At 40.9% G+C, this 24065-nt stretch carries 20 protein-coding genes; 8 read left to right on the top strand and 12 right to left on the bottom strand.

Translation table 11 applies throughout. From position 1 onward, the window contains the following. Positions 1-43: 43 nt before the first annotated feature. Positions 44-1960: an ABC-F family ATP-binding cassette domain-containing protein gene (locus HPE56_RS05430; RefSeq protein ID WP_188242755.1), complete on the bottom strand. Its 1917-nt coding sequence runs from the start codon at positions 1958-1960 to the stop codon at positions 44-46. Between the two features lie 64 nt (positions 1961-2024). Between HPE56_RS05430 and HPE56_RS05425 the strand changes: the two genes are divergently transcribed. Continuing rightward, complete coding sequence (locus HPE56_RS05425; RefSeq protein WP_109648928.1) at positions 2025-2411, top strand: DUF983 domain-containing protein; 387 nt, start codon at positions 2025-2027, stop codon at positions 2409-2411. Here the strand turns inward: HPE56_RS05425 and HPE56_RS05420 are convergent. The 9 genes from HPE56_RS05420 to HPE56_RS05380 form a co-directional block, all read right to left on the bottom strand. Next, entirely contained in the window at positions 2398-3459 is a 1062-nt protein-coding gene (locus HPE56_RS05420; RefSeq protein WP_188242754.1) for an NAD(P)/FAD-dependent oxidoreductase, read from the bottom strand. The genes HPE56_RS05425 and HPE56_RS05420 overlap by 14 nt on opposite strands. A gap of 109 nt (positions 3460-3568) precedes the next feature. Next, complete coding sequence (porN, locus tag HPE56_RS05415) at positions 3569-4471, bottom strand: type IX secretion system ring subunit PorN/GldN (protein ID WP_188242753.1); 903 nt, start codon at positions 4469-4471, stop codon at positions 3569-3571. A gap of 27 nt (positions 4472-4498) precedes the next feature. After that, positions 4499-6055, bottom strand: a complete 1557-nt coding sequence (gene porM / locus HPE56_RS05410; protein ID WP_188242752.1) for a type IX secretion system motor protein PorM/GldM — start codon at positions 6053-6055, stop codon at positions 4499-4501. Positions 6056-6110: 55 nt separating this feature from the next. After that, complete coding sequence (porL, locus tag HPE56_RS05405) at positions 6111-6764, bottom strand: type IX secretion system motor protein PorL/GldL (protein WP_188242751.1); 654 nt, start codon at positions 6762-6764, stop codon at positions 6111-6113. Between the two features lie 116 nt (positions 6765-6880). Beyond that, positions 6881-8236 carry a T9SS ring complex lipoprotein PorK/GldK gene (porK, locus tag HPE56_RS05400; protein WP_188242750.1) on the bottom strand — a complete coding sequence of 452 codons (1356 nt, stop codon included), beginning with the start codon at positions 8234-8236 and terminating at the stop codon, positions 6881-6883. Positions 8237-8355: 119 nt separating this feature from the next. Then, a complete protein-coding gene (locus HPE56_RS05395) occupies positions 8356-9513 on the bottom strand; it encodes a formimidoylglutamase (RefSeq protein WP_188242749.1) in 1158 nt (385 codons plus the stop codon). Positions 9514-9515: 2 nt separating this feature from the next. Then, positions 9516-12017 carry a type I DNA topoisomerase gene (topA, locus tag HPE56_RS05390; RefSeq protein ID WP_188242748.1) on the bottom strand — a complete coding sequence of 834 codons (2502 nt, stop codon included), beginning with the start codon at positions 12015-12017 and terminating at the stop codon, positions 9516-9518. 120 nt (positions 12018-12137) lie between these two features. Continuing rightward, positions 12138-13382 (bottom strand): LVIVD repeat-containing protein, encoded by a 1245-nt coding sequence (locus tag HPE56_RS05385; protein WP_188242747.1) that lies wholly within the window; start codon positions 13380-13382, stop codon positions 12138-12140. Positions 13383-13540: 158 nt separating this feature from the next. Then, positions 13541-14269, bottom strand: a complete 729-nt coding sequence (locus tag HPE56_RS05380) for a hypothetical protein (protein WP_188242746.1) — start codon at positions 14267-14269, stop codon at positions 13541-13543. A 133-nt stretch (positions 14270-14402) separates the two neighbouring features. Here HPE56_RS05380 and miaB point away from each other — a divergent pair, with 133 nt between their 5' ends. From miaB to groL, 7 genes are all read left to right on the top strand, one after another. Then, positions 14403-15848 (top strand): tRNA (N6-isopentenyl adenosine(37)-C2)-methylthiotransferase MiaB, encoded by a 1446-nt coding sequence (gene miaB, locus HPE56_RS05375; protein WP_188242745.1) that lies wholly within the window; start codon positions 14403-14405, stop codon positions 15846-15848. A gap of 24 nt (positions 15849-15872) precedes the next feature. Continuing rightward, positions 15873-17147 (top strand): sigma-54 interaction domain-containing protein, encoded by a 1275-nt coding sequence (locus tag HPE56_RS05370; protein ID WP_188242744.1) that lies wholly within the window; start codon positions 15873-15875, stop codon positions 17145-17147. A 2-nt stretch (positions 17148-17149) separates the two neighbouring features. Beyond that, positions 17150-17671: an LptE family protein gene (locus HPE56_RS05365; RefSeq protein ID WP_188242743.1), complete on the top strand. Its 522-nt coding sequence runs from the start codon at positions 17150-17152 to the stop codon at positions 17669-17671. A 75-nt stretch (positions 17672-17746) separates the two neighbouring features. Further along, complete coding sequence (locus HPE56_RS05360) at positions 17747-18694, top strand: hypothetical protein (RefSeq protein ID WP_188242742.1); 948 nt, start codon at positions 17747-17749, stop codon at positions 18692-18694. Between the two features lie 5 nt (positions 18695-18699). Continuing rightward, positions 18700-19059 (top strand): preprotein translocase subunit SecG, encoded by a 360-nt coding sequence (secG, locus tag HPE56_RS05355; RefSeq protein ID WP_188242741.1) that lies wholly within the window; start codon positions 18700-18702, stop codon positions 19057-19059. Positions 19060-19200: 141 nt separating this feature from the next. Further along, positions 19201-19479: a co-chaperone GroES gene (locus tag HPE56_RS05350; protein WP_109648913.1), complete on the top strand. Its 279-nt coding sequence runs from the start codon at positions 19201-19203 to the stop codon at positions 19477-19479. Between the two features lie 107 nt (positions 19480-19586). Then, positions 19587-21218 carry a chaperonin GroEL gene (gene groL, locus HPE56_RS05345; RefSeq protein ID WP_188242740.1) on the top strand — a complete coding sequence of 544 codons (1632 nt, stop codon included), beginning with the start codon at positions 19587-19589 and terminating at the stop codon, positions 21216-21218. Positions 21219-21434: 216 nt separating this feature from the next. Here the strand turns inward: groL and HPE56_RS05340 are convergent, their stop codons facing one another. Further along, positions 21435-21791 carry a heavy-metal-associated domain-containing protein gene (locus HPE56_RS05340; RefSeq protein ID WP_188242739.1) on the bottom strand — a complete coding sequence of 119 codons (357 nt, stop codon included), beginning with the start codon at positions 21789-21791 and terminating at the stop codon, positions 21435-21437. A 17-nt stretch (positions 21792-21808) separates the two neighbouring features. Next, the gene (locus HPE56_RS05335) at positions 21809-24052 is read right to left on the bottom strand and encodes a TonB-dependent receptor (RefSeq protein WP_188242738.1); all 2244 of its coding nucleotides are present in this window, start codon (positions 24050-24052) and stop codon (positions 21809-21811) included. Positions 24053-24065 lie beyond the last annotated feature (13 nt).

Here is a 24065-nt window from a genome sequence, read left to right as displayed (position 1 = left end):
GATTATGTGTGGTGTAGGAAATTATAACAAAGTTATTTTGAGATCACTGACCGTATTTTTCCAACTCCAAGGTGATTTCCGTCCATTGTTCCATAAACTTTTCCAAGTCTTTTTTCTTTCCTTGGTATTCATCGAAGAAATTGGGTTTTGCTATTGTTGAATCATAGTTCATCAAAAGATCATGGTCAATTTTCTTCAGTTCTTTCTCAAGGTCGGAGATTTTAGTTTCCACGGAGCTAAGTCTATTCTTCAACGACTTTATTTTTTTCTGATCTTGATAGGTATTGGACGGTTTTTCTGTTTTGGTTTTCTTTACGGGCTCACTCTTCTCCTTTTCTATGGCCCTGAAGTCATCAACCTTACGTTGTTCAAGATAAAAATCAATATCACCCAAATACTCCTTGATCTTCCTATCACGGAATTCATAGACCTTATTGGTCAGTCCCTGAAGAAAATCCCGGTCGTGGGATACAAGTATCAAGGTACCCTCAAAGCTCTGTAGGGCTTTTTTAAGCACATTCTTGGATTGAATATCCAAGTGGTTGGTCGGTTCATCCATAACCAACACATTAAAGGGTTGTAGGAGCATTTTTGCCAACGCAAGTCTATTGCGTTCCCCTCCGGAAAGGACCCTAACATATTTATCTACCTCTTCTCCCCTGAAAAGGAATGATCCAAGAATATCGCGAACCTTACTTCTATTGGTTTCATTTGCGGAATCGATCATCGTATCCAAAACCGTTTTGCGACCATCGAGATATTCTGCCTGGTTCTGGGCAAAGTAGCCGATCTGCACATTATGGCCCAACTTGCATTTACCCGCATACTCCAATTCACCGACCATAATTTTGGCCAAGGTTGACTTTCCTTGTCCGTTTTGGCCTACGAAGGCGGTTTTACTATCGCGTTCAAGGAGTAGATCAATATTATTCAGTACAAGATTGTCGCCATATCTTTTAGATAGCCCTTCTATTTCAGCAACCACCTTACCCGGTGTAATCGAAATCGGGAAGCGCAAGTTCATAACGGCATTATCGTCTTGATCGACCTCGATCCTATCCATCTTATCCAACTTCTTGATCAAGGATTGCGCCATTGAGGCCTTTGTTGACTTGGCCCGAAATTTTTCAATAAGACGTTCTGCCTGCTGTATTTCCTTTTCTTGATTCTTTTGGGCATTGAGTTGTTGCCCTTTCATCTCATCACGCAATTTTAGAAATTCGCTATAGGGCTTGTTATAATCATAAATACGCCCTAAGGATATCTCAATGGTTCTATTGGTCACATTGTCTAAAAACATCTTATCATGCGATACTATGACAACTGCCCCTGGATAATTGGTCAAAAATTGTTCCAACCATATAATGGACTCGATATCCAAGTGGTTGGTAGGCTCATCCAACAATAAAACGTCATTACTCTGGAGTAATAATTTGGCCAATTCGATACGCATTCGCCAACCTCCGGAGAAGGTTTCGGTCTTTTTATCGAAATCCTCCCGCCTAAAGCCCAGCCCTAGCAATATTTTTTCGGTATCCCCTTGATAATTGTATCCCCCAAGGATTTCATATAGATGTGTAAAATCATTAAGATCCACCATTAATTGATGATACCCTTCACTCTCATAATCGGTACGCTCGGCGAGTTGTTGATTGACATCCTCGAGTTTCACCTCCAAGGACTTGATTTCCTCAAAAGCATGATAGGCTTCCTCCAAAACCGTTCTACCCTGTTTAAAATCGATATCCTGCCGAAGAAAACCTATTTTCAAATTCTTCTCGGTAGCAATAGTGCCCGAATCAATAGGCATGTCTTTTGACAGTAATTTTAAGAGTGTGGATTTCCCTGCCCCATTTTTTCCAATAAGGCCCACGCGGTCACCAGCATTTAGCCTGAATGAGATTTCCTCAAATAAGTATTCACCACCAAAAGAAACTGACAGGTTATGTATGTTTAGCATAATTTGTGACCTAGGTTACGTTTAAAAAAATACAAAAACTGTATTTTCGCTGAAACTTTTGCAAATGTTAAAAAAAGGAAACAAACTCTACAGCATTTTAACAGGAACTTGCCCCAAATGCCAGAGTGAAAGTATGTATTTGGAAAAAAACCCTTATAAATTGGGTAAATTGTTCAAAATGCATGAGCGCTGTTCACATTGCAATACCAAATACAAGATCGAGCCTTCCTTCTTTTATGGTGCCATGTATGTTAGTTATGGTGTAGGTATCGCCTTTGCAGTAGCGGCCTTTGTAATCTCTTATTTGTTCATAGGCACTTCACTGGTCACCTCTTTTATCGCCATTGTAGTTACAATGATCGTTTTTTTACCGGTAATCGTACGATTATCAAGAAATATTTGGATCAACTTTTTCATTCATTATGATCCCAATGCCATTAAGAAACCTTAGGAGTATACTTTTTTATAAACCGCAACACATCTATTTCCGTTGGGAGCGCCTCCCCTCTCTCTATATAATCAAAAAGTTGCGCGGACACTGTTGGCGCAATTAAAACCCCACGTGACCCAAACCCGTTCAGCACATACATTTGGTCGTATTCTGGATGTGCCCCCACCAAGGGCCTCCTATCGCTTACGGTAGGCCGAATACCCGCCACATGATCCACGATTTCATAATCGCATTTTAAAAAAGTGTGCAATTTTGATAATAGTTCGTTCTTGGCCCCATCTGTTGGGATATTGGATTTGTCCAATCTTTCATAGGTTGCCCCGACCCGATATAGGCCGTTACCCATAGGGATGATGAAAACCGAGGATTTTATGATGTCCCGCGTTTTTATATCCGGGGCTTTTATCGTCAAGAGCTCCCCTTTACTACCCTGTAATGGAAGGTATTTGAAATAAGGGTTTGATTTTAATCCGAAACCCGTGGCAAAAACAATTTTACGGGCTTTAATGGATTTATATTCCACATATCCATTATGGATTTGCAAAGCATTGAAATCGAAAGCTTCCTGCAATAGCCTTCCTTTTTCAACAAGATCATTTTGGTATGCCCCTATCAAGGCCTTTACATCTATTCTTCCCGTATGCAACACCTTGCCAAAACCAAAAGGCGCATCGATGGATCTGTCATTATTTTTTATGAGGGTTGTATCGAGAAACTTATCGAGTCCTTTTTTATCCGCAGCTTCGAACCAAAGATTCTGTTCCGCTATCGAGGCGAATTTCCTTAAAATGGAAATCTTATAATCCAACCGTGTTCCCAATTTTCTTTCTAGACCCTTATAAAAAGGTATTGCCTTCTCAAGTTGGGTATCAGCATTCCACGCTAAGGTGAACCGCTTAAGAATAACTGGATTGTACAATCCCCCGGCAACAAGGGATGACGTTTGGGAATTATCGGTAATAACCTTATAATCCTTCTTATGAACCTCTAACTGTTCACAAAATGAAACACCTGCCAATCCTAGTCCAACAACCAAATAATCTATCATGGTGTAAAATTATACAATCTATGAAAGTATACGTACTTCCTGCAAACAAAAAACCCTGACGAAATCGCCAGGGTTTTTATTTTATGGATTGAATTGGAATAAACCATGTTTAATAGGCCCACATATCCTGTTCCCTATCCCTAATGGCCTCTTTGATTCGTTTAGCCTCCAAGAGTTGGAACAAGGCATTATCGGCAATGTAGTCGTTGACCTTACGGTCACCATGAACATTGTCTTCACGATAAATAACCCCATTGAACCTTCTGGAATTCAACAACATATCATATGTTATTGGTTGCGCCGAGTTGCGCTGGTTAAAGACTTTTGCGTCGTGCAGGATATGTCTTGCACTTGGGTACCATACCCAGAAAAGCTCAACCTTTGCGTCTGACGGGTCCATGGTTTCATCATCGATGAAGTTAACATCCGGCGCGACCGGGGCTATACCTAACAAACGGTATTTTAATTCTCCCTGGCGCTTATCGAAATACCACATACCTTTTATACGATACTCTTCTATATCCGCGGCAGTCAAATCCCGCTGGTTGATAAACTCAGGCGATAATTCCTCCCCTGCATTTATCTGTTCGTATCCCATATCGGTGGTATCCACTTTACGTAACGTAGCAGCCAAATCACTGAACTTTCTTTTTTCAGTAAAATAAGAATCTACATATACATCCTCTAAATTCCCATTCTTGATGTTCTTGATAAGTACATCATATAAGGACCTTCTATCGGAACCTATATCAATGGTGTCGACAGGATAGTATAGAGGAAAGTTGACACGCTCGTCCAAATCAATGGTCTCCCATACGGTTTTGGACCAAAGGATATCCCTATCATCCACATAACCATACTCTAGAGGAGCATCATTGTCTAGAGCTTTCTGTGCTTCAGTCCTTACCCCTATCTGCTCTGGCTTTTTGGCATTCAATATGTTTGCCTGGGCCATGATAGATGCGGGCAGTAAACTAACGGCTCCGATTAATAAAACATTCTTCCAATTCATAAAATATAATTTAAATAATACTACTTATTAGTTTGTTATCTCAACAACAACTGGAGATACCTTTTTAAGTTTGTAGCTCTTATTGTTCGTGATATAAGCGTTTACATCGAATATCTGAACAGCATCACCACGTTTGGCTCTTTTCAAGGCTGATTTGGCCCTAGAGTCTAGTTTGTTACCATTAACACTAACGGTTGGTTGACCAGGAACTTTGAATTTAAATCCACTTACCTTAAGGTTCAAGTCAAAATCAAAATCTTCCAACAAAGCACCAACAGTAGCTATTTCCAAGTTCTTCCTTGGCATTTTTGCACTACCGGTCTCACCTCTGATCGCACCAGCTGGTCTTGGAATATCCTTGATCCTGAATTCAGACTTGGAAGCTACCGTTTGACCATCAGGCAATTTACCTGAAGCCGTGATCGTAACCGTTCTACCGGTACCTGGATTCATCACATACTTACTACCACCTACTGATTTCAAACCTGGGGCAGAAGCATTTACTTTGTTATTGGGTATACCTGGAATTGAGATAGACATTGGGTTGGCAACACCACGATAAACAACGTTCATCTTATCGGCGGCAATCAGTGCAGCATTAGGTTTACTAATCGTTGCAAAACTGTTCTTAACCTCAACAGGTATTTCCTCTCCATCCTGCATAAAGTACATAATACCTTTGATTTCATGATCACCGGCAGAACCTGCACCAATCAACATTTTGATTCCACCTGCTTCCAAAGCGTAATCCTTACCTTCTGAAAGTTTTCTGCCATCCAGGGTCAATTCGGCCCTAACAGGTGTTGATGATTTATCGGTCTTACTGATAATGATCTTACCATCATACTTTTCACCAGCATAGAAAGCTGATTTACTTGCAGCAAGTGCGGTTGCGAAATTCTTCAATGAAACTTGGCTGGTCAACTCCCCTTCCAACATTGATTTTAAAGCAGCCTCTTCCGTGGCCTTAACATCAGCTTGTAGCGATGTAAGTTTAGCAAGGGAAGCTACCAAAGGATAACCTTCATAGTGGTAATTGATCCAATCTTGCATGCCATCCTTAGCCTTAACCTTACCTTCTTCGTTTCCTGTTTTAAAACGGGTCATTACAGACTCTTTCAATGTAGCAGGAACCATTGCGGCAACTTGCTCACGATAATCGGTAATCCGTTTCATGAACTCCTTACCATCTGCGGCCAAGTTATCACCTTGGAAAAACTTTTGATCCAAGAAATCGGAATTGTCCATACGGGCATAATCCTTTGGGTCTTCCACTTTTTCCATCATGCCTTTCTTAAGACCTTCCAAGTAGTCATAATACTCTTGGGACATGGACTTGATTTTCTGGGCATTCTGATATAATTCGCCATATTTCTTAGCATCCTCGGATGCTTTGGTTTCAAGACTTCCCAAGAAAGCTTCATTACTTTCGGTCGTCTTTTCATTAGAAGCCTCTAGCTTTTCATTCATAATTCCGAATGCAGCTAAAACTTCTTTACTCATATTTAAGGCCAACATCGCGATGAAGATCAAGTACATTAGGTTGATCATCTTCTGACGTGGTGTTTGTTTACCTCCTGCCATTTTTTCTAATTAGGTATTAATGATTAATTGATTTGGGTTTGGACTAACGTTCTAATTAGTTTCTATTCATTGCAGTTAACATACCACCGTATACTCCGTTCAAAGAAGATAGGTTAGTGGCTAAAGATTCCATTTGATCTTTGAGTGCACTTGCATTTTGCACTACTTCCTCGTTGACACTTGCTTGTCGGCTAGCACTCTCTAATTGTACTTTATACAAACTGTTCAAAGATTCCATTTGAGAGGCAGCTTGTACCATTTCATCAGAATATTTTTTGGTAGATTCCATGGCATCCATAGTAGGGGCGATACCTTTTGCTGCACCTTCAAAATTCTTGATACTAGAACCTAAGCTTTCCATAAGACTGGCATCGATACCGGCCTCTTCCAATAAGTTATCCAATTTTTTGGACAGGGAAGTTTCAGTTTCCTTGATCTCTGTAAGTTCATTTTTCATACCACCACTGGTCATTCCACCAGCTAATTCTGGATATACCAATGACCAATCGTATTCGTCATCTACTGGTTCGAATGCACTAATAGCAAAGATCAATGCTTCCGTAATAAGACCTACCGCCAATAAAAGTCCACCTGTCAAAGGACCGAACTCCCAGTGAAGGATCTTGAACAATGCACCAATAATCACTACCGATGCTCCAAGCCCGTAAGCCATGTTAAATAATTTTTTTGTTGATTTTGACTGTGCCATAATTTTAAATTTAATTTTAGTTTATGTTAATAATAAGTATTTGGTTAAGGTTTGATTTTTTTTCCTATCCCTTATAAATGGGGAACCGGGATGTATTTATAATGTATATTATGCTATCATTGTGTTGAATCTTCCTCACCCATGTAATCCTGTACTGTTCTAAACCCTACATAACTACGGGCGGAATCGGCATATTCATAATCCCTTGTACTGACTTGCAAGAAATAGGCAACATCTTTCCAGGAACCTCCCCTGATTACCTTTCGGGCATTTTGTTCGTCACCTCCATTGGGATTCATGGTAGATACAAATTCATAAGAACTGGGATCATAACTTGAATTCGTCCATTCCGAAACATTACCTGCCATATTGTACAGGTTAAAATCGTTGGGCTCATATGATTTGGCCTCTACAGTGTATAGTGCTTGGTCAGCGGCATAATCGCCACGTTGCGGTTTAAAGTTTGCCATAAAGCAACCTGTATCACTAATAACATAAGGACCACCCCAAGGATAAGTACCTCCTTCGATACCACCTCTTGCGGCATATTCCCATTCGGCCTCGGTTGGCAATCTAAATTTATTCACGAATTGTTTGCCTTTACTTTTCTGGTCATCATTTTTGAACTTGGTCCTCCAATTACAGAAAGCCTTGGCTTGCTTCCAGGAAATACCGACAACTGGGTACTCACTATAGGCATCGTGCCAAAAATAATCGTTGTGCATTGGCTCGTTGTAGGAGTATTCAAAATCCCTGATCCAAACCGTGGTATCTGGATAGATTTCCAACTCTTCATGTTTTATAAAGTCTTTTCTCTTACCGTTTCTAGAACGGGCAGCAGCCTCTATATCCATCCAACTATACTTGTACTTCAATGTAGTAACATCAATGGTCCTCTGACCATTGTATGACTCATCTTCAGAAATGTACAACGAATCCATTACCTCGGTATAATATTCATCAGGATATTCCGAAGTGTCCCAGACCAGATCCGTGTCCTTATTGAGTGCACGACCCTCATAACCTGTTTCACCCATTCCTGAGTAGTTGTCCAACATATATTTGTCATACACTGATGCCTTGGTGGTATCCGCATCCTTGAATGCATAATCACCAATACCGCCATCTTCAGGTCCTAGCCCCAACTCATCGGCCAAAATAGCCAACCTCGTTCTTGCAATAGAATCTTTGACCCATTCTACAAATTGACGATACTCACTATTCGTGATTTCAGTGTCATCCATATAGAAAGACCGTACGGTAACAGTTTTGGTGGGTGCATTGAGAAGTTTGGCTTGGTCTTCCTCACTTTTACCCATGATGAAAGATCCGCGTGGGATTAATTCCATTCCATAAGGTTTTTCCGGGTACCACTTCTTACCCTGGACGCCGACTAGCTCTCCTTTTGTTTTGGACCCACAACTGGTGAGTAAAAAAACAAATGCTATAGATGATAACAATAGCTTCTTCATACTTTAGGTTAAATTTCGATTAAGGTTATAAATGCAAACACAATTATTATTCTACTCTCTAAAACTACGTTTTGGGTAAATTATTGTATGTTATACAATTATCGTCTACTTTTTTTTAATCAGTTAAAGCCTTTTCTATAAGCCTTAAACCACCTTTCAGGAATAATCTCGTTGCATGCATCAAAATAGTCCTGTTCGGTGCAAGGTAATAACGCAACCGAATTGCCTTTAGTATGTGAAGTCAAAATTGAAGGTACCTCTACCCACCATCTTTCGGTAAGATGGCTCTTATAATAGACCAACTGCTCAGTATCGGTTGGTACGGTATACTTTGTAAAATCGTCTGTTCTTGAATAAGGGGATTCCTCGATCCTAAAATTCACCCCTTCTATGAAGTACCATATGATCTGTGCCAATAATTGGCATGATTGGTCAATATTCTCCATTTCATAGATACCAAAGATACTGACCTTATCACTTAACCCTGCATATCTTGCAATGGCACAAATTTCACGACCGTCAAAACCATTGGGTGAAAAATTGGGAGATACCCCTATTTCACTCGATTTAATAGACCGCGTATCCAAGCTCACCATGTGTGCATTACGCAAAACAGGTTCTGCCAGGGAAATATCGTTTATTAATTCACCCAACCTATAGGCATCAAAAAAAAGACGATCCATTAGATCTTTCTCTTCTTGGGCATTAAAATAACTCTGATATCCTAAATTCGAGAAATTAAAAAGATTATTGGGCTTATCCGTAATAATCTTACTCATATAGGAATGGGAAGATATCAGTTCATCTTCCATCCCAAAATCAAAACGGCTATCGATAGCCACTAAATTGACCATATCCTTTATACCGTCAAAAGCACGATATGCGGGATAGGTGATATCTTGGGTCGCTCCTAAAATAACGGGGATAATACTCTCTTCAAGCAAGCCGGCCACTATTTCCTTTACGACGAAATAAGTGTCATCAACGGTTTCACCTTCCTCTATATCACCCATATCGACTATGGTTGAATTCCAATTGCCCAACAATAACTTGTACAATTGTATCCTAATCGCGGAAACATCTAATTTCTCCGTTTTTTTCTCGAAGGCATTACGAGACTCCTTAACGCCCAGGATGGCGATGGTCGCATTCGCAAGAACAGGTAGGCCTTCCTTCTTGGTATGGGGGTAAATATGTCTTCCAAGCGCCTGTGGGGGCAGTAATTCGGAATGGGCCAATACCCTATCTTCTACAGGAACCAAAAAATCAAATGCCATACTTATTTTTTAGCTTTAGGTTTTGCTTTAGGTTTCGCCTTTGTTTTTCGTTTAGGGGATTTCTTTTCAATCAATGCCTTTGCTTCTTCCAAGGACATCTTTGCCGCATCAACGGTTTTTGCCAGTTCAACCTTTACTTTTCCTTTTAATATATTATGTCTTCCCCATCTAGCCTTTTCAATACGGATTCCCTCTTCGGGCCATTCCTGTATGAGCTTATCGATTTCCTTTTGCTTTTTGGCTTCGATCAACTCCTCTATATCAGCTTGGTTAAGATTATCAAAATCATATTTCTTGTTTACGTTGATGAACATACCATCCCATTTGATAAACGGCCCAAAACGCCCAACCCCTTTAACCACATCCTTATCCTCATAGGATGCAATCGGTGCATCGGCTTTCTGTTTTTCCTTGATCAGCTCTATGGCCCGATCCAAGGAAATATCCATGGCACTTTCACCCTTGGCCAGTGAAACGAACTTTTTACCAAATTTCACATAGGGACCAAAACGACCTACATTGGCTTCAATTTCCTCACCTTCGAAATCACCCAGCTTCCTAGGGAGTTTAAACAGATCCATCGCCTCTTCAAATGTTATCGTATTCAAGGATTGGTCTGGGGCCAAACTCGCAAATTGTGGTTTCTCCTCATCATCAACGGTACCTATCTGCACCATAGGTCCGAATCTTCCCAAACGAACCGAGACTTGTTTACCTGTCTTTGGATCCTTACCTAAAACCCTTTCTCCACTGGCCCTATCGGCATTTTCCTCAACATCGAGAACCGTAGGATGGAAATCCTTGTAGAAATCATTCATCACTTTTTGCCAATCCTCCTCACCGTGTGCGATTCCATCAAAATCCTCTTCAACCTTCGCTGTAAAGTTATAATCCAGGATATTCGAAAAATGATTGACTAGGAAATCATTGACGATCATTCCTATATCGGTTGGCACCATTTTACCTTTATCGGACCCAACGGTCTCGACCATTTCCTTTTCTTTTACCGCACCTGCCTTAAGGACAAATTGGATATATTTTCTTTCGACACCATCCACAGTGCCTTTTTCAACATATCCTCTATTCTGGATGGTTGATATGGTTGGCGCATAGGTAGAAGGTCTTCCTATTCCAAGTTCCTCAAGCTTTTTAACCAAGGTAGCTTCGGTAAACCTATATGGAGGCCTGGTGAAGCGTTCAGTGGCTGTAATAAAATTATTATACAGCGTATCGCCCACTTTCATTGGAGGCAACATTCCCTCTTGCTCTTCGGAGATATCCTCGTCATCGAGCCCTTCCATATATACTTTCAGAAAACCATCGAACTTGATTATCTCACCATTCGCCGTGAATTCCTCGTTATGTGTAGTAGCCTTTATTTTTACATTGGTACGTTCCAATTGGGCATCACTCATTTGCGACGCAATGGTCCTTTTCCAAATCAAATCGTACAACTTGGATTGATCCCGCTCCAACGAAGGGGATTGTCTTGTCATATCCGTAGGTCGAATGGCCTCGTGAGCCTCTTGTGCCCCTTTGGTCTTCCCCTTAAAGTTCCTTACGGTGCTATATTCCTCCCCATAATTATCCACAATAGCATCTTTTACCGCAGTAATCGCCTCCCCGGAAAGGTTGACACTATCCGTTCTCATGTAGGTGATAAGTCCTGCCTCATACAAACGTTGTGCTACCTGCATGGTCCTACCTACCGAGAAATAGAGTTTCCGCGCAGCTTCCTGCTGCAAGGTCGATGTGGTAAATGGCGCTGATGGCGATTTTTTAGCAGGCTTCTTATCCAAGTTTCCAATGGAATAACCTGCTTCGATATTTTTCTTTAAAAAGGCCTCAGCTTCTTTCTTGGTCGCAAACGTTTTTCCCAATTTAGCGGTAAACACACTACCACTTTCCGTTTTAAACTCAGCAGAGATCTTGAAAGAAGCTGTTGGGGTAAATGCCTCTATATCACGTTCGCGCTCTACAATCAATCGCACAGCGACCGACTGCACACGACCTGCTGAGAGTCCTGGTTTTATTTTTTTCCAAAGTACCGGGGATAACTGATACCCTACCAAACGATCCAACACCCTTCTGGCCTGTTGGGCGTTCACTAGATTGTAATTTATCTCCCTTGGATTCTCAATGGCCTTCTGTATCGCTGATTTGGTGATTGAATTGAAAACAATCCTTTTCGTCTTGCTCTTATCCAATTCCAGCGTCTCGGAAAGATGCCATGATATGGCTTCCCCCTCCCGGTCCTCATCACTCGCCAACCAGATGGTCTCGGCTTTTTTCGCTAAATCCTTTAGTTTTTTTACAAGGGCCTTCTTTTCCTTATCGACTATATACTTGGGTTTAAAACCATTGTCAACATCAACACCCAATTCCTTTGAAGGTAAATCGGCAATATGTCCAAAACTTGACTCTACCTTAAAATCCTTACCTAAAAATTTTTCTATGGTCTTTGCCTTTGCCGGCGACTCTACAATAACTAAATTCTTTGCCATTCATCGATTTTTCGTGACACAAAAGTAGTTGATTTTTTTAATTAGAGCCGCTACCTTATATATATGTACTAAAAAATCATGGGATTTACTGGGCTTTTAAATGTATAAACAATTCAATTTTCAATCCAATTCCAAGGTACTGATCAATTTAATATCATCCTCTAGATATTCATATTGATATAGCATATCCTCTCCTACCATAAGCAACGAATTCTCCAATGGAATGACATCGAAGGTATTAATATCCTTAAAATGATTCAAGCTTATCAAATCCTCAACATTGGACTTATCGTATACCTTTAATCCGGATTCACCATCACAAACAAACAGCTTATCTCCCTTAACACCAAGACCATAGGGACCATCCAGAGAATAGCTAATCGTTAATTCAGGATTGGCAATATCAGAGATATCAACGATGAAAAGTCCACTTTCGGTTGCCCCACACCGATTACCACCCCGCAAGGTCACAAAGGCATAATTCCCATCGACCACCACGGGATCACAGGCAGTGCCATGCTGAAACTCAGAAACGAAAGTCGGTGTGGCCGGGGAGGATATGTCATAGATATACATTCCGCGCATGCTTCCCAAAAACAAATACTGATCCCGATTGAAAATAGTCTCAATATCAAAACCGGCATAAACGTCTTCCAGGTCTTGAGGGTCTTCCAAGTCCTGTATATTGAAAACATTGATCGTATGGCTATCAACGGCATAGAGATAATCCCCTACGATCTTAAAACGGGCCAATGACCCTCCTTGTCCTACCGAGGCATCGTTGACGGCTTCGGCATTCGTAAAAAATCCCCCATCCACGGTGAATCTTTCCTCAAATTCCGTGACCAGCCTTCGTTCGGTCACCGTTTCCCAACCCAACAAAACCTCATTTTCATAATCCAAACCATCATATTCATAAAAATCAGCTGCGGGCCATACCACGTTGTCCCGAAGTACATTATCCAAACGTGTGACTATTTTGATCTGGGTGATATCCGAAATATCGAGAACCACCAAATCCATAAGACTATCGGCATATAGATACCCATCCTTTATCGAGATATCCACGTTACCCGCAATTTTAATAAACGAGATCTTTTTTGGGGCAGACGGATCACTATTATCAATAACATGTACGCCCCGATATTTGTCATTCACAAAAATATAATCCTTATAGGTATAGATTTTCCCTGATTCCTTTATAGGCGCTGGAGCTACGATAGCAACACTATTCTTAAATTCAGACTTACTTATGGTCAAGGGTTTGGCCACCAAATAATCGGCATATTTTCCGTCATCGGATTTTTCACAAGACACTAAGCCCAATGAGACTACAAACAGAAGTAGCAAAAAATTCTTTTTCATGGGAAAATTTTTAGTAAAAAAGATCAGCTATAACGCAAAAACAAAGACCCTACAAGACATAGGGATTCATTTTGGCCATTTCACAATCATTTTATGGTTATATCCATTAGATACAATCTACGCCCTAGCGTTGCGTAAAAAAACTTGGGACTAAAAAATCAGGGTTCTGAAGAAAACCCAATAGCATCCTTATACATAAAATAAACAGGGATCTTGGCTAACATAGCCGTAAAGAAAACCCCAACAAAACAGAGTAAAATCCCTAATTCGGCGACCAACCCCATGATGATGATCAACCCAAAGATCACCAACCAATTTTTGTTGCCAAGTGAAAAACTTGATTTCACGATCTCCATGGCCGTCAACTCCCCATCAAAGGCCAAGAATGCCGGCATTAATGAGATGGGCACTATCAAGTAAAAAATCCCCAAGCCACAGGTCAACATCCCCAATGAGATCAAGCCCAACATAATCAAGGAAAGAAGCAATGCTTTTAAAGCGTATGATTTCTTAAAGTAGTAAAAGTAATTGTCGGTATGCACCAAGTTCAAATCTTTATTCCTACAAATACGCAAGAATGCCGCATTCAGCAAAAGACTTACTGTCATGATACCTAAAAGCATTAAAGGCACCAACACCACCATGGATACTAAAAGCACCGGGGGCACCTGTTCACTTTTCAACATTTCAGGATCTGATATCCCGGCAATCAATAACGGAACATAAACCAAAACATAGAAAGGGACAATGGTTACAAAGGTAAGTATAACCACTATAAATCCCTGTAACCAGACATTTTTGAACAGTTCTATGGATTTACTGAATATGGAACCAAAATCCAACGGATTACTTTCCCTAATTGTATTTGACAATGTTGTAAAATTCATGGTTACTTCAATTTAAAGCAGTGGTTTAAACGATTGAAAACCTAAATTAGTACTAAAATATACTGTCATATTGTCATTAAATTGGAATAAGCACTATCTTTGCTGCCCCCATTATTAAGCTAGGGGTGAATATATGGAGAAAATCATTGATGAATCAATTCAGGGGGATGCCCTCTCCCTAAAAAAGGATAAAAAAAACACAAGGAATCTATATATAGAGAGTTACGGGTGCGCTATGAATTTTTCAGATAGTGAAATCGTGGCCTCGATCTTGGCCAATGAAGGATTCAATACCACCAATGAATTGGAACTTGCCGATTTGGTATTGGTGAACACTTGCTCAATTCGGGAAAAGGCCGAAGCCACTGTACGAAAACGGCTCGAGAAATTCAACGCCATAAAAAAGGACAGACCCCATTTGAAAGTAGGTGTTTTAGGCTGTATGGCCGAGCGTCTCAAAAGCAAATTGCTCGAAGAGGAAAAGATCGTCGATATGGTCGTAGGCCCTGATGCCTATAAAGACCTGCCAAACCTCATCCAAGAAATCGATGAGGGTCGCGATGCTGTCAATGTTGTTCTTTCAAAAGACGAAACCTATGGTGACATTTCCCCGGTAAGACTAAACTCCAATGGGGTAAGTGCTTTTGTATCGATTACCAGGGGCTGTGATAATATGTGCACGTTTTGCGTTGTACCTTTTACCAGAGGGCGTGAACGCAGTAGAGACCCCCAATCGATAATCGACGAGGTCAATGATCTATGGAATAAGGGCTATAAGGAAATAACCTTACTCGGACAGAACGTCGATAGTTACCTGTGGTATGGTGGTGGACTCAAAAAAGATTTTACTAAGGCTTCTGAAATGCAAATTGCGACCGCGGTTGATTTTTCCAATCTTTTGGAAATGGTCGCCTTGGCACAACCTGGAATGCGTATTCGGTTTTCAACCTCGAACCCACAGGACATGAATCTAGATGTTATAAAGACTATGGCAAAGCATCGGAATATCTGCAACCACATTCATTTGCCTGTACAAAGCGGGAGCAATCGAATCTTAAAGGAGATGAATCGCTTACATACGATTGAAGATTATTTTGCGCTGATTGACGATATTAAAAAGATCATTCCAGATATCGCCTTGTCCCATGACATGATTTCCGGTTTTCCTACCGAGACTGAAGAAGACCAACAAGCCACCTTGGCCGTCCTCGATTATGTCAAGTACGATTACGGCTATATGTACTCGTATTCAGAACGCCCAGGTACCATGGCCGCCCGAAAAATGAAGGATGATGTGCCCAATGAAGTAAAACAGCGCAGGCTTTCAGAAATCATTGCCCTACAGCGGGAACATTGCATGTTGAGAACAAAGAGGCATGTAGGCAAGATCCAGGAAATCTTGATCGAAGGCACCTCTAAGAAGGATGACAGCATGTGGAGGGGTCGTAACTCACAGAACGTGGTTGCTGTTTTTCCCAAAGAAAATTACAAGCTGGGGGATTTTGTAAATGTCAAGATCAATGACTGTACCTCTGCCACACTAATCGGCGAAGCTGTAGGTCTTAGTGAAAATAAATAATATACTTGAATTCACAGGAATAATATGGAAGGTGTACAAGCAATAAAACAACGTTTCGAAATCATTGGGAACGACCCCAAACTCAACCGGGCCCTAGAGAAAGCCATACAGGTTGCCCCCACCGATATTTCTGTCCTGGTCACTGGGGAAAGTGGGGTAGGAAAGGAATCGATCCCAAAGATCATTCACTCCCTGTCACACCGAAAACACGCAAAATACATCGCGGTAAACTGTGGTGCGATTCCTGAAGGAACTATTGATAGTGAGCTTTTTGGCCATGAGAAAGGGTCGTTTACTGGAGCAACCTCCACCCGAAGCGGATATTTCGAGGTTGCCGATGGGGGCACGATCTTTTTGGATGAAGTCGGGGAACTACCATTGACGACACAAGTTCGACTTTTAAGGGTACTCGAAAATGGGGAATTCCTGAAAGTGGGATCTTCCCAGGTACAAAAAACCGATGTTCGTATTGTTGCAGCCACCAACATGGATATGATCAAGGCTATTCAAAAGGAAAAATTCAGGGAGGACTTATATTATCGATTGAGTACGGTCGAAATCAACATCCCCCCCCTTCGTGAACGCAAGGAAGACATTCATTTATTATTTCGGAAATTTGCTTCCGATTTTGGACAAAAATATAAAATGCCTACCATTCGATTAGAGGATAACGCCGTACAATTACTATTCAAATATCGCTGGCCTGGGAATATTCGACAATTGCGGAACATCGCAGAACAGATATCCGTATTGGAAGGGGAAAGAATCATCTCAGCCAATACCTTAAACAGTTACCTACCCAATACAGGAAACTCCAGTTTACCCGCTGTAGTGGGACAAAGTAAGAGCGGTAGTGATTTTAGCAACGAACGGGAAATACTGTACAAGGTTTTATTCGATATGAAGGGAGACCTTACCGATTTGAAAAAATTGACCTTGGAATTACTGAAGAACAAAGACACCCAAAAGGTGCAGAAAGAGAATGAAGGCCTGATCCAGAAAATCTACGGTTCAAATAGTGATGAGGATTACGAAGAGCAGGAAAACGAAACCATGGAGGTCCTACGGCTTCCGGAACCCATGGTTGAACAACAAAGTTATGACCCGCCCCCTGTGGAAGACAAGTACCATTTCGCAGAGGAGATAGAAGAGGAAGAAACCCTATCTTTACAGGAAAAGGAAGTGGAATTGATCAAGAAATCATTGGAAAGGAACAAGGGCAAACGAAAAGCCGCAGCTGCAGAACTGGGCATTTCAGAACGTACGCTTTACCGTAAAATAAAACAATACGACCTGTAAGCATGAAGGACTTCAAAAAAATAATATTGTTGGTTGTCATTTGTATCCCAATGATGGGATGTGGCATATATAATTTTACTGGAGGCGATGTGGGTACGGCCTCTACTTTTCAAGTGAACTATTTTCAAAACTATGCGACCCAAAGTCCGGGTTCTACCTTTGAACCGGGTATGGACAGGGAATTTACCTTGGCGTTGCAGGACAGGATTCTAAACCAAACGAGTTTGGATTTGGTAAATAACAACAATGCCGATCTATTGTACGAAGGGGAAATTGTAGAATACCGAATCTCACCTATGAGTGCGACCGCCCAACAAACCGCTGCACAAAACCGGTTGTCGATTGCAGTCAATGTGCGCTTTTACAATAAAACAAAGGAAGATGCCGATTTTGAAAAACGCTTTTCGTTTTTCTATGACTATGATGCCGATGCTCAATTATCATCCGTTAAATCGGAAGCACATGAGATTATTTTTGAACGGATTACCCAAGATATTTTCAATGAGTCCCTTGCAGATTGGTAATTGCACGGTTTGAGGATAAAGCACCCCGACTCCAATCGGAATATATATAAAAGGCTCTGCTATTGATATAAAACAATGAACGTACAGGATTTTACATATCTATTACAAAACCCTGAAAAGGTCGTTACCCCAATACAGACCAAACAGTTAGAGGACGTATTGAAAGAATACCCTTATTTCCAAGCGGCCAGGGCGCTCCATTTAAAGGGGCTTCGGAACCTCAACAGTTTCAAATACAACAACGCCCTTAAGAAGACTGCCGCCTACACCACAGATCGCGACATTCTGTTCGATTTCATCACCTCCAAGGATTTCTTGCAAAACACGATAGCGGATACGATATCCGGTAAAACCCCCAGCGTAGGGCAAGAGGATACGGAAGCCGAAATAAAAAATGAGCCTACGGAGGACAAAATACCGTTGATAGTAAAATCCACGGACAAACCCCTACCACAAGACCTTAAGGATGCGGACCAAATTCTGGATCCAAAACTTTTTAAATCAAAAGACCCTAAAATTGATAAGGTCATAAAGGAGCAAAAGGAAATTGCCGAAAAAGAACTTGAAATAGGAAAACCTTTGCCTTTTACACAGAAAGAGAAACATTCCTTCAGTGAATGGTTGCAATTGGCCACTGTAAAGACCATTGAACGCCAACCCAAGGAAGAAGGGAAACCAGCCAAAACCGCACCCCAAGAACCCAACGATGGGGATATTGATTTCCAGTTGGAAAAAGAAGTCCTAAAAAAGAAAAAGTTCGAACTTATAGACAAGTTCATCGAAAACAATCCCAAGATATCACCAACCCCAAAGACCGCCAAGAAAATCGACATCACAGAATCCTTGAAATTGGATAAAAACGAATTGATGACCGAAACTTTGGCCAAGGTTTACTTGGAACAGAAAAAGTATAAGAAAGCCATTCAAGCTTACAAGATTTTAAGTTTGAAATATCCAGAAAAAAGTGGTTTCTTTGCAGACCGTATTAAAGCGGCAGAAAAAATACAACAAGAAAATACATAGTACTGATGAGCACATTTACAATATTTTTGATTCTTATCATCGCAGTTTGCTTTCTATTGGTGTTAGTGATTATGGTTCAAAACCCAAAAGGAGGCGGATTATCTTCCTCTTTTGGAGGTGGAGGCAGCCAAGTCGTTGGTGGTGTCAAGAAAACAGGGGACTTTTTGGATAAAAGTACATGGATTCTTTCCGCATTACTGATTGTCTTGATTTTGGCTTCCAACATAGCACTTAAGGGAAACTACAGCGATTCGGAATCTAAACTTCTCCAAGGTAGCGATATCGAGGAGACCGTTCCAGAAACGGTACCCGAAGAAGTACCAGCTGCTCCTACAAGTACCAATAATACTTCAGATAGTCTTTAAGCTATCCGTTTCTTAAAACATAAAAAATGCCAGCTTGAATGACAAGCTGGCATTTTTGTTTTACAATATGTCAGTTTTCAAGAAATGGCATAATTTCTGACTATAACATTCAGTTATAAAAATCAACTTAAAATAATAAATATGGCTAAAGTTAACATTAAACCATTGGCAGACCGAGTTTTAATCGAGCCAATGGCAGCAGAAACCAAAACCGCTTCCGGTATTTATATTCCAGATACCGCTAAAGAAAAACCTCAAAAAGGAAAAGTAGTTGCAGTTGGTCCCGGAACAAAGGATGAGCAAATTACTGTAAAGATTGGGGATACCGTTCTTTATGGTAAATATGCTGGCACTGAGTTGAAATTAGAAGGTACCGATTACCTGATGATGAGGGAAAGTGACATTTTAGCAATTATTTAATTAACGTAAATTCCAACTGAATAAATCGCAAATTCCAAAAAAGCAATCTTTATTGCCAACTGGGATTTCGCTATTGGAATTTAAAATTTTAAAATAAAATTTTAATTATGGCAAAAGAAATAAAATTCGATATTGAAGCACGTGATGGTCTTAGAAGAGGTGTTGATGCCTTGGCCAACGCAGTAAAGGTAACATTGGGCCCTAAAGGTAGGAATGTAATCATCAGCAAATCTTTCGGCGCTCCCGTAGTGACCAAGGATGGGGTTTCCGTTGCTAAGGAAATTGAATTGGAAGATCCATTGGAAAACATGGGAGCCCAAATGGTAAAAGAAGTGGCCTCCAAAACCAATGATCTTGCAGGTGATGGTACCACTACCGCTACCGTTCTTGCACAAGCTATCGTAAAAGAAGGATTGAAGAACGTTGCTGCCGGTGCAAACCCAATGGATTTGAAAAGAGGAATCGACAAAGCCGTAGAAGCTATTGTTGACGATTTACGCAAACAATCAAAAAAAGTCGGTGATTCTTCCGAAAAAATCAAACAAGTTGCCTCAATTTCATCCAATAACGATGAAACCATTGGTGAGTTGATTGCCGAAGCTTTTGGAAAAGTAGGTAAAGAAGGTGTCATTACTGTTGAAGAAGCCAAAGGTACCGATACCTATGTTGACATTGTTGAAGGTATGCAATTCGACCGAGGATATTTGTCTCCCTATTTCGTGACCGATTCTGAAAAGATGACTACCGAATTGGAAAACCCATACATTCTTTTATTCGACAAGAAAATCTCTTCGATGAAAGATTTGCTACCTGTATTGGAGCCAGTGGCACAATCGGGAAAACCACTTTTGATCATCGCAGAAGATGTTGACGGAGAGGCGTTGGCTACCTTGGTAGTGAACAAACTTAGGGGTTCCTTGAAAATTGCCGCTGTTAAAGCACCAGGATTCGGTGACAGAAGAAAAGCAATGCTCGAAGATATCGCCATCTTAACCAATGGTACCGTTATCGCCGAGGAAAGAGGTTTCTCTTTGGACAATACCACAATTGACATGTTGGGTACTTGTGAAAAAGTGAGCATTGACAAAGACAATACAACAATTGTCAACGGTGGTGGTATTACCGAAAACATCAAGACTAGGGTAAACCAAATTAAATCCCAAATCGAAACTACCACTTCGGACTATGACAAAGAAAAACTTCAAGAACGTTTGGCCAAATTGGCCGGTGGTGTAGCCGTACTATATGTTGGTGCTGCCTCTGAAGTTGAAATGAAAGAGAAGAAAGACCGTGTAGATGATGCATTGCACGCTACAAGAGCTGCCGTGGAAGAAGGTATTGTTGCCGGTGGTGGTGTTGCCTTGGTTCGCGCAAAAAGTGTCCTATCTAAGATAAAAGCCGAAAATGCAGACGAGGAAACTGGTCTACAAATCGTTGCTAGAGCTATTGAATCCCCATTGAGAACCATCGTTGAAAACGCTGGAGGTGAAGGTTCTGTTGTTGTAGCTAAAGTACAGGATGGCAAAGGCGACTATGGTTATGATGCCAAATCAGAAAAATACGTCGAAATGTTCAAAGCAGGTATCATTGACCCAATGAAGGTGACAAGGATTGCTTTGGAAAATGCCGCATCTGTTTCAGGAATGATCTTGACCACGGAATGTGCCTTGATCGATATTAAGGAAGATGCACCTGCCATGCCTCCAATGGGCGGTGGCGGAATGCCCGGTATGATGTAAGCCTTAGGCATACAAAACACTAATACTTTTTTAAAAAGCTCCATTGGGAATCCCCCAATGGGGCTTTTTTCGTTTCATACCCCTATTTTTTACACATAAAAAAACCATCTTTTACCAAAAAGATGGTTGTATCCATATATTAAGGTTTCTGCCAAAAAAGTACCTCCCCTACTTCATTTTGGAAAGGGGTTCACTACTTCTACCCACCATTACAAATCAGTGTGCATCACTATCATCGGTATCATCATCCCTATACTTACAACACGGGTGCACAGAGTTATAGTCTTCCTCCGTGGCTTTCAACTCCTTGGTGTCATGACCTACTGCCACTATAGCGGATTTTATTTTCATTGGATCTGTCTTACGCTCATCAATAATGAGCGACAATTGATGCGACGGTATGTCCCAAGAAGCATATTTAACCCCTTTTACACCCAAAGCCGCCTTTTCAATGCGGGTTTTACACATTACACATTTGCCATCGACCTCCATGGTCATTTTTTTGTTCTTCTCTTGTGCAAACGTTACGACGGTTACGACCATCATCATTATTGTTAAAATTGTTCTTTTCATCTTTTATTGGTTAATTATCATAGTTTAAATCTAAATCCTCCATAAAACATCCTTCCCATAATGGGGGCATATACGATACTGGTATCAAAATTTGCGCCAAAAGGATCATCAGCCCCTAAGACAGGATTATCTTGAGTGTAATTCGATAAGTTTTCACCTCCGATATATACCTCAAAATTAGTATTGAATACTTTCGTAATCTGTGCATTCATTAAGCTATAGGGCTTGGAATAATCCCCTAATCGATATTGTTCCGGATTACTTTCGGTACTCGGCAAGCGCTGTTCCCCCAAGGTATGCAGGGTATAATCAAAACGCCATTGTGAACCATTTTCCCTTGCTGTCGTTTCATAGCCCAGATTCGCGAAAAACCGATGTTTGGCCTGTAAAGGCTTCTGTAAACGACCTGTTCTAAAATCGGTTTGTACGTCATAATATTTATATGCCGTTCTAAAATCGAGATTCTTCACTACTTCATAATTCACCTCGAACTGAAAACTATTGGCCACGCTTTTTCCATCCAAATTATAAAATGCCACTTCATTGGGGTTTTCGTAATCGACAACGATCTGGTTTTTGAAATCGGTTCTGTAATAATCAACGGTGACATTCCCCTTGCGTTCGAACAGAAGAAAGCCTTGAAGAAAACTAACCCCGTAATTCCAAGCATCCTCAGGCTCAAAACCATAAATACTTCCCCCATTGGCCCCTATCAAATTTATTTGTCTTGAGGAAGCGAATATCTGTTGGTTTTCGGCAAAGATATTGGCCGCTCTCCGACCCCTTCCAAAAGACCCCCTTAAACTACCCAATTCCCAAGGCGTGTATCGAATATGGAATCTAGGGGTTACAAAGGTACCTAGACGGTTGTGGTTATCGACCCTTAATCCGGCGGTTAAACTTACTTTATCCAGATTATCATAACTATATTCAAAAAAGGCACCTACCGAATTATCATGGCGTACGTAATTATCCACATTTACCAACTCATTGTATCCATCATACGCAAAGGTAAATCCTGTCTTGAACTTGTTCTGCGTATCACCGATAATCGAGTTGAAGATAAAATTAGAATAGATACTTTCATGATCAATATTGTATTGATTGAAACCATAGTACGAATCTTGTTTATGCATGCTATAAGAGCCCTGGATACCGAGGCTCTGATACGGCAATTCAGGAAAAACATAGCCTAACTTCACCGAAGAATCGAACCTTCTGGTATCAACCTCACCTCCCCATGCGTTGGTTGTGAACTTATCCGTAAAGGGATCGAAATCGGTTTGTCCTACCTGCTTTTCATCCTTTAAAAAACGGACATTGATAAAACTCACCCATCCGGTCTCGGGATTTTGGTATTGCCAGCGGTTCATCACATTGATTTGGTTCGCCAAAGGCGCATCCAGGAATCCATCCCCATTGTTATCTTCTTTTTCATCCCTTCGGTTCGCATGGATGTACAAGCCCGAACTCCATTTCTCGGTCAGTTTTTTATTGAAATGGGTATTCAATTCATACCGCCCATTTTGATTCCCGTATCCGTTGACAAAAACGGCCTTATCGGTTAGCGGTTTTACCAACTCGGTATTGATCTGGCCCGAAATACTTTCATAACCATTGACGACACTTCCTGCCCCTTTGGTAATTTGTATACTCTCGACCCAGGTACCTGGGGTAAATGTTAATCCGAAAGCCTGTGAGGCACCCCGAACCATGGGAATATTCTCTTGGGTTATCAATAAATATGGACTCGTTAAACCCAACATCTGTATCTGTTTGGTCCCTGTTAGGGCATCGGAGAAATTGACATCGATGGCCGGATTGGTCTCAAAACTTTCCGAAAGGTTACAACAAGCTGCCTTTAACAATTCAGCACTATTCACCGTTACCACATTTTGGGCACTGTAGAATGTTTTCTGTATGGCATCCCGTTTCTTATGTACCACAACCTCATCCAACGCATTCAAAGCCTTTAAGGTATGATGTATCGTTTTAGGTGAATTTACCGTCAATGTATCCGATTCATAACCTACATAACTTATAATCAATTTATTATATTCCTTTTTATATGGAATGGAGAACAGGCCATCGTCATTGGTCATTGTTCCTATTTGGGAATCCATCCAATACACATTGGCCCCGGACAATCCCAAATGTTTATTCCCTTCACTTACCTCCATGACCATTCCTTCCACTTTCTCTTGAGAGAAAGCCAGCCAAGGCATAAGTGCGGAAACCATTACTACGATATATTTATTCATTTGTTTCTTTATT

This window comes from Maribacter aquimaris, from assembly GCF_014596745.1.
GTDB classification, from domain to species: Bacteria; Bacteroidota; Bacteroidia; order Flavobacteriales; family Flavobacteriaceae; genus Maribacter_A; species Maribacter_A aquimaris.
The sequence above is the reverse complement of the archived record's forward strand: the minus strand, read 5'-3'. Positions and strand labels throughout refer to the sequence as shown.

Coding starts and splice junctions, on each gene's coding strand:
- HPE56_RS05350 (WP_109648913.1), top strand. CDS start 19,201: ATGGCTAAAGTTAACATTAAACCATTGGCAGACCGAGTTTTAATCGAG.
- HPE56_RS05420 (WP_188242754.1), bottom strand. CDS start 3,459: ATGATAGATTATTTGGTTGTTGGACTAGGATTGGCAGGTGTTTCATTT.
- porK (WP_188242750.1), bottom strand. CDS start 8,236: ATGAAGAAGCTATTGTTATCATCTATAGCATTTGTTTTTTTACTCACC.
- porM (WP_188242752.1), bottom strand. CDS start 6,055: ATGGCAGGAGGTAAACAAACACCACGTCAGAAGATGATCAACCTAATG.
- secG (WP_188242741.1), top strand. CDS start 18,700: ATGAGCACATTTACAATATTTTTGATTCTTATCATCGCAGTTTGCTTT.
- HPE56_RS05395 (WP_188242749.1), bottom strand. CDS start 9,513: ATGGCATTTGATTTTTTGGTTCCTGTAGAAGATAGGGTATTGGCCCAT.
- porL (WP_188242751.1), bottom strand. CDS start 6,764: ATGGCACAGTCAAAATCAACAAAAAAATTATTTAACATGGCTTACGGG.
- HPE56_RS05335 (WP_188242738.1), bottom strand. CDS start 24,052: ATGAATAAATATATCGTAGTAATGGTTTCCGCACTTATGCCTTGGCTG.
- miaB (WP_188242745.1), top strand. CDS start 14,403: ATGGAGAAAATCATTGATGAATCAATTCAGGGGGATGCCCTCTCCCTA.
- HPE56_RS05365 (WP_188242743.1), top strand. CDS start 17,150: ATGAAGGACTTCAAAAAAATAATATTGTTGGTTGTCATTTGTATCCCA.
- HPE56_RS05380 (WP_188242746.1), bottom strand. CDS start 14,269: ATGAATTTTACAACATTGTCAAATACAATTAGGGAAAGTAATCCGTTG.
- topA (WP_188242748.1), bottom strand. CDS start 12,017: ATGGCAAAGAATTTAGTTATTGTAGAGTCGCCGGCAAAGGCAAAGACC.
- HPE56_RS05370 (WP_188242744.1), top strand. CDS start 15,873: ATGGAAGGTGTACAAGCAATAAAACAACGTTTCGAAATCATTGGGAAC.
- HPE56_RS05385 (WP_188242747.1), bottom strand. CDS start 13,382: ATGAAAAAGAATTTTTTGCTACTTCTGTTTGTAGTCTCATTGGGCTTA.
- HPE56_RS05425 (WP_109648928.1), top strand. CDS start 2,025: ATGTTAAAAAAAGGAAACAAACTCTACAGCATTTTAACAGGAACTTGC.
- HPE56_RS05360 (WP_188242742.1), top strand. CDS start 17,747: ATGAACGTACAGGATTTTACATATCTATTACAAAACCCTGAAAAGGTC.
- porN (WP_188242753.1), bottom strand. CDS start 4,471: ATGAATTGGAAGAATGTTTTATTAATCGGAGCCGTTAGTTTACTGCCC.
- HPE56_RS05340 (WP_188242739.1), bottom strand. CDS start 21,791: ATGAAAAGAACAATTTTAACAATAATGATGATGGTCGTAACCGTCGTA.
- groL (WP_188242740.1), top strand. CDS start 19,587: ATGGCAAAAGAAATAAAATTCGATATTGAAGCACGTGATGGTCTTAGA.
- HPE56_RS05430 (WP_188242755.1), bottom strand. CDS start 1,960: ATGCTAAACATACATAACCTGTCAGTTTCTTTTGGTGGTGAATACTTA.